We start from the raw sequence: 14648 nt of genomic DNA, 5'->3' as shown, positions 1-14648 counted from the left end.
AAAGCCGGAGGGCTCTTTCAAAAAATTTTCACCAATCGCAGCGCATTCAGGTGACCTTTGGCGACAGCATTCTCCGATCCGATCTGGCGCAAGCCACAGGCGGCTTCCACGTTTCAATCGCTTCCCAATGGCCAACGTGTCGATCTCGCCATTGTTGGCGGTGGCATCATGGGCTTATCGACCGCCTTGCATGCCGCCCGGCTTGGCCTGTCGGTGCAGGTGCTGGACGCCGGCGAGATCGGCCAGGGCGCATCAGGCTTGAATGGCGGCCAGGTCATTCCCGGGCTGAAATACGATCCGGAATGGCTGCTGGAGCATTTTGGCCTTGAGCGCGGCGAGGCGCTTGTCAATTTTGCGGCGTCGACCGCCGATGCGGTGTTCGAGCTGATCCGCGACGAGAAGCTGGCGGTGCCGTTCGTTCGCAATGGCTGGATCCAGGCGGCGCACACCGAGGCCGCGCTAAAGGCGGCGGGAAACCGTGACCGGCAATGGCGGGCACGTGGCGCCGACGTCCGGTTGCTCGATGCTGCGGAGATCGCGGCGATGACCGGCGCACAGGGTTATCTCGGTGGCTGGCTCGACCGCCGCGCCGGTGTCATCGATCCGCTTGCCTATACGTCGGAACTCGCCCGTGTCGCGACCGCGGCTGGCGTGAGGGTAGCCGAGCGCGAAAAGGTCGTGCGGCTCACCAAGACCGCCGGCGTTTGGCGTATTTCGACCAAAAATGGCCCGGAGTTGCAGGCAAAGGCGGTCGTTCTGGCGACCAACGCCCATACGGACGGTCTGATCCCCGGCCTTGCGCAGACGATCGTGCCGCTGCATTCTTTTCAGATCGCCACAGCACCGCTGTCGTCCGGTCAGGCGGCCCCGATCCTGCCGGAAGGGCAGGCGGTGTCGGACTCCAGGCGCATCCTCGTCTACTACCGCAAGAGCGCCGACGGCCGGCTGGTGCTTGGCGGACGGGGTCGCACGGCGCTGCCGACGAGCGCCGGCGACTGGGCGCATCTCGAGCGTGCGCTGGTACGGCTCTATCCCGTGCTGTCCGGTGTCGCCATCGAGAAGCGCTGGTTCGGCCGGGTTGCGATGACGCCGGACCACCTGCCGCACATCCACGAGCCGGAGCAGGGCCTGCTCGCCGTGGTCGGTTGCCAAGGCCGCGGTGTCGGCCTGATGACCGCGCTTGGCGAGCGCATCGCCGGCTACCTCCAAAGCGGCGACGCCAGGCATTTGCCCTTCCCGGTCTCGCCGATCCGGCCGATCCCGTTTCACGCCTTCCGCCAGATCGGCGTCGCCGCGACCATCGCCAGGTATCGTCTGCTCGATGCGTTGGAGCGCTGACCAGGGCGATTCATCTCCTTGGGATTCCATTAGGGGATTCCGCTTGACAGTTTCATGGATATGAAAAACTCTAAGCCAATTTCAAATTCCGATAGGCAGGTCGATGTCGACCCTAGTTGCAACATCAGCGCCAGAGGCCCGGTCTTCTCAGGGCTTCCGGGTCGCCATGCTGCTGCCGGGCGCTCTGGTCACTTTCCTGCTGATCCTGTTTGCCCTCGGCCTCGTGCTTTTCCTCGCCTTCCGCAACAATGACGGTTCGCTGCTCGGTGCCGGTTTCAGCTTGGCGAACTTCGCAACTGTGGTGTCCGATCCGCTGTACTGGACGGTGACGCTGCGTTCGCTGATCATTGCCGCTCTGGTCACGCTGGCGACCGTCGTCACTGCCTATCCCGTCGCCTACTATCTTGCCTTCCACGCCGGCCGGCGGCGCGGCCTGCTGCTGTTTCTGGTGACGCTGCCATTCTGGACCAGCTATCTCCTGCGCGTCTTCGCCTGGAAGATCGTGCTCGCCTACAATGGCGTTTTGAACTCGGCGCTGATCGAAAGCGGAATCTGGTCCGAGCCGACATTGGCCTTTCTCAACACGCCGGCCGCCGTCGTCGTCACGCTGGCGCACGCCTACGCGCCTTTCGCCATCCTGCCGATCTACGTGGCGCTGGACACCATCCCGAAATCGCTGATCGAGGCCGCTTCCGATCTCGGCGCGCGGCCCTTCACCTCTTTCCGCCGGGTCGTGCTGCCCAATTCGATGCCGGGCGTGCTGGCGGCAGCCCTTGTCGTCTTCGTGCCGACGGTCGGTGACTATGTCACGCCGGCGCTCGTCGGCGGCCCGGCCAGCACCATGATCGGCACGCTGATCCAGGCGCAATTCGGCAAGGCCAATGACTGGCCGTTTGGCGCCGCACTCTCCGTCGCCGTCATGCTGGTCATCCTGTGCGTGGTGCTGGTCGCGCGTTTCGCCGACCGCAGATTTGGCAGCCGCACATGAGCGCTGCACGCACGCAGGGAGGCGGCCGCTGGCTCGGCGTCTACGTCGTCGCCTATCTGGTCTTTCTCTATCTGCCGGTGCTGCTGATCCCGCTGTTTTCCTTCAACAACTCCATCCAGGCCGCGTTTCCGCTGCAAGGCTTCACCTTGCAATGGTACGCGACTTTGTTCGGCAATTCGGCGCTGACCGGTGCACTCCTGAACAGCCTCGTCATCGGCGCCATTGCCGCCACGGGTGCGACGCTGTGCGGCATCACCGTATCCTACATGGACCTCTACGGCCGCTCGCCGCTGGCCGCCACCATCAGCGCCATCGCCCGGCTGCCGATCCTGATCCCCGGCGTCATCGTCGGTATATCGCTGCTGATCCTCATCAATCTCATTGGTCTGGGGCCATCGCGCATCGCCATCGTTCTCGGTCACATATTGGTGGCGCTGCCGACGACCGTGGTGATCATGCGCAGCCGCTTCGCCGCCATCCCGAAAACCATTCGCGAGGCGGCGCTCGATCTCGGCGCCTCCGACTGGACGACGTTCCGGCGGATCATGCTGCCGCTCAGCCTGCCGGCCATCGTTTCGGCCTTCATGCTGGCCTTCCTGATCTCCTTCGACGAATTCATCGTCGTCTTCTTCCTGGCCGGCACCGAGCCGACGCTGCCGCTCTACATCTGGAGCCAGCTGCGTTTTCCAAAATCGCTGCCGACGGTCATGGCGCTGGGCACGTCGATCCTGGCGGTGTCCTTCGTCATCGCTGCAGCGGCTGAAATCCTGCGCCATCGCGGCTTGTCCGCCACGGCGCCAAAGCCCGCGGATCCATCACAACCAAAACAAACCAAGAGAGGAGAACTGCAATGGCATTCGACCTGAAATCGATCTCTGCAAAGACTGTTTGCGCTGGATTGACGGCGTTCGCGCTGGCGTTGTCGTCGACCGTCGCTTTCGCCGGCGACAAGCTGCAATATTTCACCTGGTCGGGCTATGAACTGCCCGATTTCAACAAGAGCTTCCTGGCTGCGCATCCCGATGGCGTCGAGGCCTCGATCTTCGGTGACGACGATGACGCCTTCACCAAGGTCAAGGCCGGCTTCCGCCCCGACATCGCGCACCCCTGTTATGACAAGGTGGCGCGCTGGAACAAGGAAGGCCTGCTGCAGCCGATCGACACCAAGCGGATCAAGAACTGGGATTCGATCTTCCCGGTGTTCAAGAACCTGCCCGACCTGCAGGCCGGCGACGGCAAGGTCTGGATGGTACCGTGGGACTGGGGCAACACCTCGATCCTCTACCGCACCGATCTGGTGAAGAACCCGGAAGCGAGCTGGAACCTTCTGTGGGACAAGCAGTATGCCGGTCGCATGGCGACGATCGACGCGGTGCACGACACGCCGGTCGTTGCCGCACTGCTCGCCGGCGTTAATCCGTTCGACATGACGCCGGAGCAAATGGACAAGGTGGCCGAGAAGCTGCGCGAGCAGCGCCCGCTGCTCTCCAACTACACCACCGACATGACCTCCGTCGAACAGGCGCTGGCCAGCGGCCAATTGGTCGCCGCCATGACCTGGAACGCGTCGGCCACCTCGCTGAAGAAGCAGGGCGTGTCGGTCGAGTTCATGAAGCCGAAGGAGGGCATGCTGACCTGGGCCTGCGGCTTTGTCATGCTCAAGGACGCCAAGAATGTCGACCTCGCCTATGACTTCATCAACAGCCGGCTGGAAGCCGACTCCGGCAAATACCTGATCGAGGCCTATGGCTATGGCAGTTCGCTGAGCTCCGCTTTTGCCACCGTGCCGAAGGAGGAACTGGAGAAATTGCAGCTGCCATCCGACCCGGAAGTGATGCTGAAGACCACCATCTTCACCGGACCGATGAAACAGAATGACGACCTCGCCAAGATGTTCGAAAAGGTCAAGGCAGGCGGGTGAGCTTCGGCTGTATTGGGCGATTGGACGACTATTGTTGAAGTTTACGCCGCCCCTCACCTGCCTGCCGGCATCCTCTCCCCGTATAGGGACGGGGAGAGGGGCGCTCTCATCGCCGGTTTCGCTAGTCACCTGCGTCGCAAAAAGGCGCCAAGGTCGCGGCCAGCCCCCTTCTCCCCGTCACTGTACGGGGAGAAGGGGCCGGCAGGCGGATGAGGGGCGGCGCCGACGCCTGGTAAAAGTGCGAATTCAATCCCGAGGCAGGCCTTTGTCAGGCGCTGGCCCCCAGAGACCGCAACAAGGACCGACCGATGGACATGCTGGACGAGGCGGCTGAGAAGCCGAAGGACGATGCCGATGTGCGGGTCGGCCGGCGCGTGCGGGCGCTGCGGCTGGAGCGCAACCTGTCTCTGGCCGATCTTGCCGCAAAAGCCGGTGTGTCGATCGGGGCACTGAGCCAGATCGAGCGCGGCATGTCCTCGTTGCGCGTCAAGGTGATCTGGCCGCTCGCCGCTGCCCTCGATATCGAGCCGTCGGCGCTGATCGCCGACGGCAACGATGCCATCAACGATCTCTATTGCGTGCGTGCCGACAAGCGGCGGCAGATCCCGGTAAAATCGGAAGGCATTGCCAAGGCGCTGCTGTCACCGCCGGGCGCGACGCTGACCGGCATGCTGGTGACGGTGGAAGCCAGCGGCGGCACGGCCGAGGCCTATGCCCATGCCGGTCATGAATTCGGCTTCGTGCTGGCCGGCGAGGTCGAACTGGTGGTGGATTCGACAAATTACGTGCTGAAGGCCGGCGACAGTTTTGCGTTCAAGAGCACGCTTTTGCATGCCTTCCGCAATCCGGGCGCCGAGCGCTGCCAGATCCTCTGGGTCAACACCACGAAGCCGTCCGAGGTTCGCGATGGCGCTTGATCCACTTGTGCGGCTGCAGGCGGTTTCGAAGATTTTTCCTGGCGGCGTCGTCGGGCTCGACGCCGTCGATCTCGACATTGTCGGCGGCGAGTTCATCACGCTGCTCGGGCCGTCGGGTTGCGGCAAGACCACCAGCCTGCGCGTCATCGCCGGCTTCGAAAGCCCGACGACCGGCAAGGTGTTGCTCGATGGTCGCGATATCACGGCACTTCGGCCGTTCGACCGGCCGGTCAACACCGTTTTCCAGGATTACGCGCTGTTCCCGCACATGAATGTCGCCGAAAATGTCGGCTTCGGCCTGTCGCTGCGCAAACTGTCTGGAGCCGAGCAGGCAAAGCGCACCGGCAAAGCCCTCGACATGGTCGGCCTCGCCGACAAGCTTGGCGCCCGCGTCTCCGAACTGTCGGGCGGCCAGCGCCAGCGCGTCGCACTGGCGCGTGCCATCGTCTGCGAACCACGCGTGCTCCTGCTCGACGAGCCGTTGTCGGCGCTCGATGCGCATCTGCGCGAACAGATGCAGGTTGAACTGAAGCGGCTGCAGTCGCGGCTCGGCACCACCTTCGTCATGGTCACCCACGACCAGACCGAAGCGCTGTCGATCTCCGACCGCATCGTCGTCATGAACAAGGGCCGCATCGAGCAGATTGCGCCGCCGGCCACACTTTATGACCGGCCCGCCACGAAGTTTGTGGCGAGCTTCATCGGCACCATGAATCTCCTGCAATCACGGTTTATCGGCCGCGATGGCGATCGCTTGCGTTTCGCCGCCGGCACCCTGCCGCTGGAGGCTATTTGTGAAACCGGCCAGTCACCCAGCGAAGGTGAGGTGCGGACGATTGGCGTGCGCCCGGAGGATTTGCTGGCGACGACCGAGGCCGCGCCCGGCACTGCACCGGCGCGCGTCAACAGCATCGTCTTTCACGGCCGCACGCTGCGCCTGCATGCCGAACTCGGGCAGGGCGCACCTGTTGTCATCGATGCACCGCGCCAGGCCGAAGGTTTTCAATTCAGCGCCGGCGACGTGGCGCATATCAGCCTGCGCCGTGGTGCCAACTGCCCGGTGCTGCCAGGTTAGTTCATCGACCAAATTCACGCTTGACTCCAAGAGTTGTTCCTGTTTTGTTCTAATCGTAGACGAGAAACAGGAGCGTTCTTCGCCGGACGTATGAGTATGTATCGGCAAGGTGAATTCGATTTCGGCATACCAGAGCCTCCGTGGCAACCGAAGCGGCCGGATCGTGCCTTCTTCGGGTTGTTCTTACAGCCGAAGGACTATGGTTCATTCGCCAATCTGCAGACCCAGCTTTGTCATCGACATGAAGTCGGTGAATCGCTGCTGTCGGTTGAACGGTTCCATCTGAGCCTGCAACATGCCGGCGACTACAAGCGGCTACGGTCTAGGACCGTCTTTGCGGGATCTCGATCGGGTCAGCGTGTCCACATGCCTGCTTTCGAGGTCACGTTTGGCCACGTCGGCAGCTTTCCCGGTCGCCCGGCAACAAGGGGCAGGCCACCTCATCGCCCATTTGTGCTTCTCGCCGATGATGGACCGGTTTTTGAACTTCACAAATTGCTTGGTGTCGAGATGCTGAGGAATGGGCTCAAAGCGTCGGATCATTTCGTTCCGCATCTGACACTTGCCTACGATCAAAAGTTCATCTCTCGGCAGCCCATCGAACCGATCAGCTTCGTTGCCCATGACTTCATCTTTGTTCACAGCCTGCGCGGCCTGACAAAATACCTCTTCCTGGATCGTTGGCCTTTGCCGTTGGCATCGTAGTCCGCAAGCTGGTGACACGTATTGTCAGCTACCGCGCGGTCCGACGATGGCAGGCCAGCGAGCCGTTCCCTATTTGCAGTGCGTCCGAACAGGAGGAACACAGATGACCATTGCGGAAATTGCCAAGGATTTCACCGAACTGCTCAAGCAGGGCGATAACGAAGCTGCTGCCGAGAAGTACAACGCCGATGATATCGTCAGTCTCGAAGCCATGGCGGGGCCGATGGCCATCTCCCACGGCAAGGAGGCGCTCAGGCAGAAGGGCCAGTGGTGGCAGGAGAACAATGAAGTGCATGGCGGCTCGGTCGAGGGCCCCTACGTCAACGGAGACCAGTTCGCGGTGCGCTTCAAGTTCGACATAACGCCCAAGGCTACCGGCGAGCGTGTCACCATGGATGAAGTTGGCCTCTACACGGTCAAGAACGGCAAGATCACCGAAGAGCGCTTCTATTATTGAGGCCGTGAAATACCATCGGCTTGCGGGAGCTCGGTCTCGTCGCTGAAGGTTGAAAAATAAGCATGGCGGCCGGGACGATGTCCCAGGCCGCCATGTGAGAGGCTCAAATGGTCTTCACGTACTGCGCAAGCTGATCGGCCACCGTGCCCCAGCCATCGAAGAAACCCATCTCTTCATGGTTGTTGCGGGTCGCCTCGTCGCGATGGATGGCGGTGGCGGTGTAGCGCGTGCCCTTGCCGTCCGGCTGCAAGGAAATGACAGCGGTGATGAAGGGTTCCCCTGACGGCCGGTAACCCGGCAACAATGCATCCGTCCACACCAGCCGCTCGTTCGGCACGATTTCGAGATAGCAGCAATGGCGGTCGTTGACCTCATTGCCGTCGGGCGACTGCATGCGCGTCCGGAACAGACCGCCCGGCCTGAGGTCGATCTCGCAGTCGGTGATCATCCAAGGCCTAGGCGTGAACCATTGCTTGACATGCTCAGGCGTCGTCAAGGCGCGCCACAGCAATTCGGGCGGCGCATCGATGACGCGCTCCAGCACGAGGTCCAGTCTGGGATCCGGCTTGAGGGGATAGATCATTTTTCTGTCTCCTGGAGGGTCATCACATAGGCGTCGAACTGGTCGAGGCGGCGCTCCCACAGCGTGCGCTGTTCGGCCAGCCAGTTTTCGGCAAGCTTCAGCGGCTCGGGTGCCAGTTGATAGGTCCTGACCCGGCCGGTCTTTTGCGAGCGCACCAGCCCGCAACCTTCGAGGATTTTGAGATGTTCGATGAAGGAGGGCAGGGCCATGTCGAACGGTTGGGCAAGCTCGCTGACCGAGGCAGGGCTGCGGTTCAGCCGCTCCACCACGCGTCGCCGCGTCGGATCGGACAGTGCGCGAAAGATGCCGTCGATCGGTGGACGGCTCGGAGTTGTGGTCTGAAGGCTTGTCATTGGTTGTCCTGAGGCACTGTCAAAACACTTAGGGAAATTCCTTAGCGTTGGCAAGAGCAAAACCGCAGGCATGCCGGGGAGCGCTGGCAAAGCGCGCAGAGCGTCCTTAATCTGCGGTCAGATTCGAAATCGGAAGGGCCACTGTTTTGACGATCATCATCTACGGCATCACCACCTGCGACACGGTCAGGAAGGCTCGCGTCTGGCTGGAGGGCCATGATGTTTCCTACCGGTTTCACGATTTCAGGGCAGAGGGGCTGGATGCCAAGCGGCTCGATGGCTGGGTTGGCAAGGTCGGCTGGGAAAAGCTGCTCAACAAGGCGAGCACGACGTTTCGCGAGCTGCCGGACAACGACAAGCAGAGCCTGGACGAGAAGAAGGCCAAGGCGTTGATGCTGGCCAAGCCGACCGTGATCAAGCGGCCGGTGCTGGAACTGGGCGAGCGCGTCCTCGTCGGCTTCAAGCCGGATGTTTATGAGCAGGCGGTGAGGTAGCGTAGCGAGACGGCGACGCTGCCAATCTCCCCCCTTGCGGGGGAGATGGCCGGCAGGCCAGAGGGGGGTGTGAAGGATCGCCACCCTTTGACTGTTCGTCTCAGAATTTAGCCGGTGATTGGCTGACAGGTCGGCGGGACAGCCCCCCCTCTGCCCTGCCGGGCATCTCCCCCGCAAGGGGGGAGATCGGCCAATCGCCGACCTTGCAGATTGTGGGCGCCCTTCAATCCGTCTTTCTGAGAAATGCCGCCAGCGCCACCGCATTGTTATGCGCTTCATCATGCGCGCCGTAGAGCAGCGTCACCTTGCCGTGGCGAAGCAGGCCGCGCAATTCACCCACCGCCTCGCCGTTCCCGTCCAGCTCAGCACGATACCGCTCCTGAAACTCCACCCAGCGCGCCGGCTCATGTCCGAACCACTTTCGCAGCTCGTCGCTCGGCGCGATCTCCTTCAACCACAGCGCCAGCCCGGCGTGTTCCTTGCTGACGCCGCGCGGCCAGATGCGGTCGACCAGAACCCGCTGCCCGTCATCGGGCGCGGGTGGCTCGTAGATACGCTTGACCGCCAGGTCGAAGGCCATCGGACCCTCCGTAAGCGGGTCAGGCCCACTCGCCCTTGCGCATGACGGGCACGCGGGCGCCGTCCTTGTGGACGCCATCGATGTCGATCCTGTCCGAGCCGATCATCCAGTCGATGTGGATTAAACTCTTGTTGCCGCCACGCGCCGCGATCTCGTCCTGGCTGAGCGAGGCGCCGTCGACGAAGCACTTCGAATAGCACTGGCCGAGCGCGATATGGCAGGCGGCGTTCTCATCGAACAGCGTGTTGAAGAACAACAGCCCGCTCGCCGAGATTGGCGAGGAATGTGGCACCAGCGCCACCTCGCCGAGGCGGCGCGCGCCCTCATCGGTGTCGAGCACCTTCTTCAGCACGTCCTCGCCCTTCGAGGCCTTGGCCTCGACGATCCTGCCTTCTTCGAAACGCACCGAAATGTCGTCGATCAGCGTGCCCTGGTAGGACAGCGGCTTGGTCGAGGAAACATGACCCTCGACCCGCCTTGCGTGCGGCGTGGTGAAGACCTCCTCGGTCGGGATGTTGGGGTTGCAGGTGATGCCGTTCTTGGCGGTCGAGGCGCCGCCCATCCATTCATGGCCGTCTGCCAGTCCAACCGTCAGGTCGGTGCCTGGCCCGGTGAAGTGCAGCGCATGGAAATTATGACCGTTGAGCCATTCGGTGCGGCTGCGAAGTGCTGCGTTGTGCGCTTTCCAGTTGCCGATCGGGTCCTCCACATCGACCCGCGACGCGGCGAAGATGGCATCGGCAAGCTTCACGACCGCAACGTCGTCGGCATCGCCGGGGAAGACCTGCCTGGCCCAGGCGAGGTCCGGATAGGCGACGATGTTCCAGTTGATGTCGAAGCCGGTGATCTTTTCCAGCGCCGGCTGGTAGGCCATCGAATTCGCCTTGTTGGCGCGCGCCACTTTCGCCGGGTCCTGTGCCGACAACAGCGACGGATCCTCGCCGCGCACGGCAAGCCGCGCCGCATTGTTGGCAAAGGCTTTCGCCATGCCCTCATAAAGCCAGCCGGCGGCGCGGTCGAAGCTCGCGTCGGCGCCGAAACGGTAGCGGGCCAGCGTCATCTCGTCATCGTTGAAGATCGGCGTCACCAGCCCGGCACCGGCCTTGTAGGCATGCTCGACGATCCGCCTGGTCAACGGCAGTGCCGCGATCGATGAGGTCAGCACCAGATCCTGTCCTGGCTGCAATTGCAGCCCGACCTTGATGGCGACTTCCGCCAGCCTGTCGAGCTTCACCGGGTCGATCGATGCGGAAACGCCGCGCGAATGTGTGGTCATGATCCTGCCTGTCGTAGTTTGATGTCCGACCTACCATAGAGCGGCGGCGCGGTGCTTTCCACCGCGATCGCGCCGGCGGGTGCTGGGTTTGCGGACCCGAACCGCGCCATGGTTGCCTCGATCTCTTCCCTGATCCAGAGCTTGAAATCCCGGACCTTGCGGCTTTCCGCCTTGACGGACGAGGTCACCAGCCAATAGCCGAGCCCGCTCTGGGCGCGGATTCCGAAAGGCGCCACCAGCCGCCCGTCGGCCAGCGCATCCGCGGCGAGCAATTGCCAGCCCAGCATCACGCCATGGCCGGCAATCGCCGATTCCAGGCACAGCATCGGGTCGGTGAAACGCGCACCCTTGAGGAAGGTGACAGGTGGAACGCCGGCCGTTTCGAACCAGCTTTCCCAGTTGATCATCGCCCGCTCGTCGGTAATCGCGCAGGTCTGGGCAAGGTCCTCGATCGATTTCAGTTTTTGGGCGATCGCCGGCGCGCAGACCGGGAAAACTTCCTGCGCCAAGAGCAGTTCCGTGCGCCCGCCTGGCCATTTGCCGTCGCCAAGCCGGATGGCGATGTCGATGTCCGAGTAATCGAGATTGGCCAGCCGCACCGAAGCGTCGATGCGCAGCAGCACGTTGGGATGCCGGTCGAAGTGGCGCGACAGTCGCGGCAAGAGCCATTTCGAGGCAAAGGCCGGCGCCACCGAAACCACCAATGTGCACTGCGTCGCCTCGTCGGCCAGCGCCACGGCCTGGGCAAGTTCACGAAATCCAGCGCCGAGACGGGTAGCGAAGACGGCGCCGAATTCGGTCAGCACGAGACCGCTCGCCGTTCGCTCGAACAACGCCTGGCCAAGCTGCTTCTCGGTGCGGCTGATCTGTTGGCTGACGGCACTGACGGAAACGTTGAGCTCACCGGCCGCCGCGGCCAGCGATCCGAGACGGGCAACGGTTTCGACGGCGCGGAGGCCGTTGAGATGGACGCGGTTGAGCATGGCCATTGAGTTTTTCTAAACTGATCCGGCTGAAATCTCAATTGAAAGGCATGTCGAAACGGCAGATTTTCTCGGGAGAGACAGACCTGTGGAGCCGGAAATGCTGAGGATATTGTCGTCATCGCTGAAGGTCTTTTTCGCTGCGAGTACTTCGCATGAGCCGCGCCAGGACAGCGAAACGCAGAGATGGCTGATCGATCCGCTTTCGCATCCGGTGCTGAACACCATGTCGGAGCGCGAACTGGGCGATGTGCCGTTCAGGCTGACGGCACGGCGGACAGTGCACGAGACGGCTCCATTGCACGCCGGTTGCCGCTGCTGAGCAGGGGCCAAGCGTTCGGCTTGGGGAAAGTCGACGCGAGCACCGCGTCCCGCGTACGCACTGGCCCAACAGATGGCGATTGTTTCAGCGATCCCTGCACTTATTGTGCAGTGCAATGACATCAGCCACCTCGACAGCGCTGCGTTTCGCTCTCGCCGGCATGATTGCCATGGCGATTGCCATGGGCATCGGCCGTTTCGTCTACACGCCGATCCTGCCCGGGATGATGCAGGAACTGCATCTGTCGCCTGCCGATGCCGGCTGGATCGCGTCGGCCAATTATCTCGGCTACCTCGTCGGCGCGTTGGCAGCGGCGGGCGGCTGGGCGCATGGGCGCGAGCGCCTGCTGATGCTGGCGGGGCTTGGCGCCAGTGCGGTCCTTGCCGCGCTGATGGGGCTGACCGAAGCGATGGCGGCCTTTCTCGCCATCCGCTTTCTGGCCGGTCTGGCCAGCGCCTTCGTCATGGTGTTCATGGCCAGCATCGTGTTCAGCCATATCGCGGCTGCCGGTCGCAACGACCTGCAGGCCTGGCATTTCGGCGGCGTCGGACTCGGCATAGCGGCATCGGCGGCGATGATGGCGGTGCTGGTCGCCGAGCATTCGGGCTGGGCGGCAGGCTGGCTGTGGTCGGCGGCGATTTCGGCCTGTGGTTTCGTCCTCGTGGCTCTGCTGGTCAATGAGGGGCCGCTCGGAAACGGCGAAGTCGCCCGCGAGCCGGCACTGCGGATGGACCGGTCGTTGGTCAAGGTCATCATCGCCTACGGCCTGTTCGGCTTTGGCTATGTGGTGACGGCGACATTCCTGGTCGCCATCGTTCGGCAAGGCGGCGGCAGCCGCATCTTCGAGGCCATGGTGTGGATGGTCGCCGGTCTTGCGGGCTTTCCCTCGGTCTGGCTCTGGCAGAAGATCGCAGCCCGGACCGGCCTCTATGCCGCCTATGCGCTGGCGTGCTTCATCGAAGTTGCCGGCGTCACCGCCAGCGTCGCCATCGGCGGAGCCACCGGGCCGCTGCTCGCCGGCGTGCTGCTCGGCGGCACCTTCATTGCCATCACCGCATTTGGCCTGCAGGCCGCCCGGCAGCAGGCGCCAGACGCGCCGCGGCGGATCTTTGCCCTGATGACGGCTGCGTTCGGCCTTGGCCAGATCATCGGGCCGGTCGCCGCCGGATTTCTGGCGCAAATGTCCGGCGATTTCTTCCTCGCCTCGATCACCGCCGCAATCGTGCTGGTCGTCTCCGGCGCCATCACATGGTCGGCTGCGCCAAAATCGCCATGATTGTGGGCTTGCTGTGCCGGGCATCGGGCACGGGCATTTTCTTTCCCACTAATGTGTGACTTTATGCCCGCTGTCGTCAGCTGATTTGCGCCTAGATCGAGGAATTCGCCACAGTGTTCGTATCCTTTTTCCCGCAGCCGAAGCTGTTCTTCACTTCGGCCGCCATCTGGAGCCTTGCGGCGATCCTGTTCTGGTTCTTCGGTGGTGAACAATTAGGTGCGGTTTTCGGGTTACCGCCCGCCGCGGCCGGCGCGCCGCCCATCATCGGCATCGCCATCCTCATATCGCCGCCATTTCTGTGGTTTTATCTCTATTTCGCGTTCTGCGTGCTCGTCTTCTACGCATTCTGGAGCTGGTATTCGCCGCATCCATGGCAGCGCTGGTCGATCCTGATGACCGCGGTCATCCTGTTCTTCATCTATTTCAATGTGCAGGTCAGCGTCGCCGTCAACGCCTGGTATGGGCCTTTCTTCGACTATGTGCAGGGCCTGATGTCGGGGACTGGAAAGTCGACCAACAGCGAATTTTATGTCGGATTGGCCGATTTTTCGTGGCTGGCGCTGGTCGGCATGAATGTGCAGGTGGTCAATGCCTTCATCGTCAGTCACTGGATCTTCCGTTGGCGCACGGCGATGAACAACTACTTCGTCGAGAACTGGGGCAGGCTGCGCCATATCGAGGGTGCCTCGCAGCGTATCCAGGAAGACACGATGCGGTTCTCGCAGATCATGGAAGATCTCGGCTCCAGCTTCGTCCAGTCGATCATGACGTTGATCGCATTCCTGCCGGTCATGATCCAGTTGCAGGCCCATATCACCGAGTTGCCGATTATCGGCGCGATCCCGCAGCCATTGGTTGTCGCGGCCCTTGCCTGGTGTCTGTTCGGGACGATCTCGGTCATGGTTGCCGGTCTGAAGCTTCCAGGGCTGCAGTTCCGCAACCAGCGTGTCGAAGCCGCCTACCGCAAGGAACTCGTCTACGGCGAGGATCATGCGGACCGGGCCCAGCCGGCCACCACCGCCGAGCTGTTCGAGAATGTTCGTCACAATTATTTCAGGCTCTATTTTCACTACATCTATTTCAACGTCGTCCGTTACACCTACCTGCAGGCCGACAACATTTTCTCGCTGCTGATCCTCGGTCCCTCGCTGGTGGCGCACAAGATAACGTTCGGCGCGCTGAATCAGATTTCGAACGCGTTCGGTAAGGTGACCGGTTCGCTGCAATTTCTGCTCACCTCCTGGTCGACCATCGTCGAGCTGCAATCAGTCCACAAGCGCCTGCGCGCCTTCGAGGCGACGCTCCAAGGCGAGCCGCTGCCTGAAATCGACCAGCGCTATCTGGCAAGGCAGGGCGCCGAGGACCCAGCCTAAAAACCGA

The 14648-nt window shown here is 62.5% G+C and carries 17 protein-coding genes; 12 read left to right on the top strand and 5 right to left on the bottom strand.

Translation table 11 applies throughout. From position 1 onward, the window contains the following. Positions 1-57: 57 nt before the first annotated feature. The 8 genes from EOA13_RS07530 (at position 58) to EOA13_RS07490 (ending at position 7401) form a co-directional block, all read left to right on the top strand. Positions 58-1338 (top strand): FAD-dependent oxidoreductase, encoded by a 1281-nt coding sequence (locus EOA13_RS07530; protein WP_127290994.1) that lies wholly within the window; start codon positions 58-60, stop codon positions 1336-1338. 103 nt (positions 1339-1441) lie between these two features. Beyond that, complete coding sequence (locus EOA13_RS07525; protein WP_023808700.1) at positions 1442-2326, top strand: ABC transporter permease; 885 nt, start codon at positions 1442-1444, stop codon at positions 2324-2326. Further along, positions 2323-3192, top strand: a complete 870-nt coding sequence (locus tag EOA13_RS07520; protein WP_127290992.1) for an ABC transporter permease — start codon at positions 2323-2325, stop codon at positions 3190-3192. The genes EOA13_RS07525 and EOA13_RS07520 overlap by 4 nt, the downstream gene beginning before the upstream one ends. Continuing rightward, positions 3177-4247, top strand: coding sequence for an ABC transporter substrate-binding protein (locus EOA13_RS07515; RefSeq protein ID WP_127290990.1), 1071 nt, complete (start codon positions 3177-3179; stop codon positions 4245-4247). The genes EOA13_RS07520 and EOA13_RS07515 overlap by 16 nt, the downstream gene beginning before the upstream one ends. A 308-nt stretch (positions 4248-4555) precedes the next feature. Further along, positions 4556-5164: a cupin domain-containing protein gene (locus EOA13_RS07505; RefSeq protein WP_127290988.1), complete on the top strand. Its 609-nt coding sequence runs from the start codon at positions 4556-4558 to the stop codon at positions 5162-5164. Next, entirely contained in the window at positions 5154-6239 is a 1086-nt protein-coding gene (locus EOA13_RS07500; protein WP_127290986.1) for an ABC transporter ATP-binding protein, read from the top strand. Before EOA13_RS07505 ends, EOA13_RS07500 begins: the two co-directional genes overlap by 11 nt. Positions 6240-6335: 96 nt before the next feature. After that, entirely contained in the window at positions 6336-6944 is a 609-nt protein-coding gene (locus tag EOA13_RS07495; protein WP_127290984.1) for a 2'-5' RNA ligase, read from the top strand. Positions 6945-7047: 103 nt separating this feature from the next. Then, complete coding sequence (locus tag EOA13_RS07490; protein WP_127261632.1) at positions 7048-7401, top strand: nuclear transport factor 2 family protein; 354 nt, start codon at positions 7048-7050, stop codon at positions 7399-7401. Positions 7402-7504: 103 nt separating this feature from the next. Here the strand turns inward: EOA13_RS07490 and EOA13_RS07485 are convergent, their stop codons facing one another. Further along, complete coding sequence (locus EOA13_RS07485; protein ID WP_127290982.1) at positions 7505-7984, bottom strand: SRPBCC family protein; 480 nt, start codon at positions 7982-7984, stop codon at positions 7505-7507. Beyond that, positions 7981-8337, bottom strand: a complete 357-nt coding sequence (locus tag EOA13_RS07480) for a metalloregulator ArsR/SmtB family transcription factor (RefSeq protein WP_023808692.1) — start codon at positions 8335-8337, stop codon at positions 7981-7983. The genes EOA13_RS07485 and EOA13_RS07480 overlap by 4 nt, the downstream gene beginning before the upstream one ends. Before the next feature lie 146 nt (positions 8338-8483). Between EOA13_RS07480 and EOA13_RS07475 the strand changes: the two genes are divergently transcribed. Continuing rightward, positions 8484-8831, top strand: coding sequence for an ArsC family reductase (locus EOA13_RS07475; protein WP_127290980.1), 348 nt, complete (start codon positions 8484-8486; stop codon positions 8829-8831). A 223-nt stretch (positions 8832-9054) separates the two neighbouring features. On the opposite strand, the gene EOA13_RS07470 is transcribed toward EOA13_RS07475, so the two are convergent. Genes EOA13_RS07470 through EOA13_RS07460 form a run of 3 tightly spaced genes read right to left on the bottom strand, consistent with a single transcriptional unit; the run spans position 9055 to position 11676 of the window. Next, positions 9055-9411, bottom strand: a complete 357-nt coding sequence (locus EOA13_RS07470; RefSeq protein ID WP_127290978.1) for a DUF488 domain-containing protein — start codon at positions 9409-9411, stop codon at positions 9055-9057. Between the two features lie 19 nt (positions 9412-9430). Beyond that, positions 9431-10687 carry an aminopeptidase gene (locus tag EOA13_RS07465; protein ID WP_127290976.1) on the bottom strand — a complete coding sequence of 419 codons (1257 nt, stop codon included), beginning with the start codon at positions 10685-10687 and terminating at the stop codon, positions 9431-9433. Further along, positions 10684-11676: a LysR substrate-binding domain-containing protein gene (locus EOA13_RS07460; protein ID WP_127290974.1), complete on the bottom strand. Its 993-nt coding sequence runs from the start codon at positions 11674-11676 to the stop codon at positions 10684-10686. Before EOA13_RS07460 ends, EOA13_RS07465 begins: the two co-directional genes overlap by 4 nt. Before the next feature lie 94 nt (positions 11677-11770). Between EOA13_RS07460 and EOA13_RS07455 the strand changes: the two genes are divergently transcribed. The 3 genes from EOA13_RS07455 to sbmA all read left to right on the top strand — a co-directional run bounded on the left by EOA13_RS07455 (position 11771) and on the right by sbmA (position 14641). Further along, on the top strand, positions 11771-11992 hold the full coding sequence (locus tag EOA13_RS07455; RefSeq protein WP_127290972.1) for a hypothetical protein: 222 nt from the start codon (positions 11771-11773) through the stop codon (positions 11990-11992). A gap of 115 nt (positions 11993-12107) precedes the next feature. After that, entirely contained in the window at positions 12108-13268 is a 1161-nt protein-coding gene (locus EOA13_RS07450; protein WP_127290970.1) for a YbfB/YjiJ family MFS transporter, read from the top strand. Positions 13269-13381: 113 nt separating this feature from the next. Then, on the top strand, positions 13382-14641 hold the full coding sequence (sbmA, locus tag EOA13_RS07445) for a peptide antibiotic transporter SbmA (protein WP_127290968.1): 1260 nt from the start codon (positions 13382-13384) through the stop codon (positions 14639-14641). The last annotated feature ends 7 nt before the right edge of the window (positions 14642-14648 follow it).

This window comes from Mesorhizobium sp. M7A.F.Ca.US.011.01.1.1 (assembly GCF_003998295.1).
GTDB lineage: Bacteria > Pseudomonadota > Alphaproteobacteria > Rhizobiales > Rhizobiaceae > Mesorhizobium.
The sequence above is the reverse complement of the archived record's forward strand: the minus strand, read 5'-3'. Positions and strand labels throughout refer to the sequence as shown.

Excerpts from the sequence above, each read along its gene's own strand:
- EOA13_RS07515 (WP_127290990.1), top strand. The coding sequence starts at position 3,177 with ATGGCATTCGACCTGAAATCGATCTCTGCAAAGACTGTTTGCGCTGGA.
- EOA13_RS07470 (WP_127290978.1), bottom strand. The coding sequence starts at position 9,411 with ATGGCCTTCGACCTGGCGGTCAAGCGTATCTACGAGCCACCCGCGCCC.
- EOA13_RS07480 (WP_023808692.1), bottom strand. The coding sequence starts at position 8,337 with ATGACAAGCCTTCAGACCACAACTCCGAGCCGTCCACCGATCGACGGC.
- EOA13_RS07450 (WP_127290970.1), top strand. The coding sequence starts at position 12,108 with ATGACATCAGCCACCTCGACAGCGCTGCGTTTCGCTCTCGCCGGCATG.
- EOA13_RS07520 (WP_127290992.1), top strand. The coding sequence starts at position 2,323 with ATGAGCGCTGCACGCACGCAGGGAGGCGGCCGCTGGCTCGGCGTCTAC.
- EOA13_RS07460 (WP_127290974.1), bottom strand. The coding sequence starts at position 11,676 with ATGGCCATGCTCAACCGCGTCCATCTCAACGGCCTCCGCGCCGTCGAA.
- EOA13_RS07505 (WP_127290988.1), top strand. The coding sequence starts at position 4,556 with ATGGACATGCTGGACGAGGCGGCTGAGAAGCCGAAGGACGATGCCGAT.
- EOA13_RS07500 (WP_127290986.1), top strand. The coding sequence starts at position 5,154 with ATGGCGCTTGATCCACTTGTGCGGCTGCAGGCGGTTTCGAAGATTTTT.
- EOA13_RS07525 (WP_023808700.1), top strand. The coding sequence starts at position 1,442 with ATGTCGACCCTAGTTGCAACATCAGCGCCAGAGGCCCGGTCTTCTCAG.
- EOA13_RS07485 (WP_127290982.1), bottom strand. The coding sequence starts at position 7,984 with ATGATCTATCCCCTCAAGCCGGATCCCAGACTGGACCTCGTGCTGGAG.
- EOA13_RS07455 (WP_127290972.1), top strand. The coding sequence starts at position 11,771 with ATGCTGAGGATATTGTCGTCATCGCTGAAGGTCTTTTTCGCTGCGAGT.
- EOA13_RS07490 (WP_127261632.1), top strand. The coding sequence starts at position 7,048 with ATGACCATTGCGGAAATTGCCAAGGATTTCACCGAACTGCTCAAGCAG.
- EOA13_RS07465 (WP_127290976.1), bottom strand. The coding sequence starts at position 10,687 with ATGACCACACATTCGCGCGGCGTTTCCGCATCGATCGACCCGGTGAAG.
- EOA13_RS07495 (WP_127290984.1), top strand. The coding sequence starts at position 6,336 with ATGTATCGGCAAGGTGAATTCGATTTCGGCATACCAGAGCCTCCGTGG.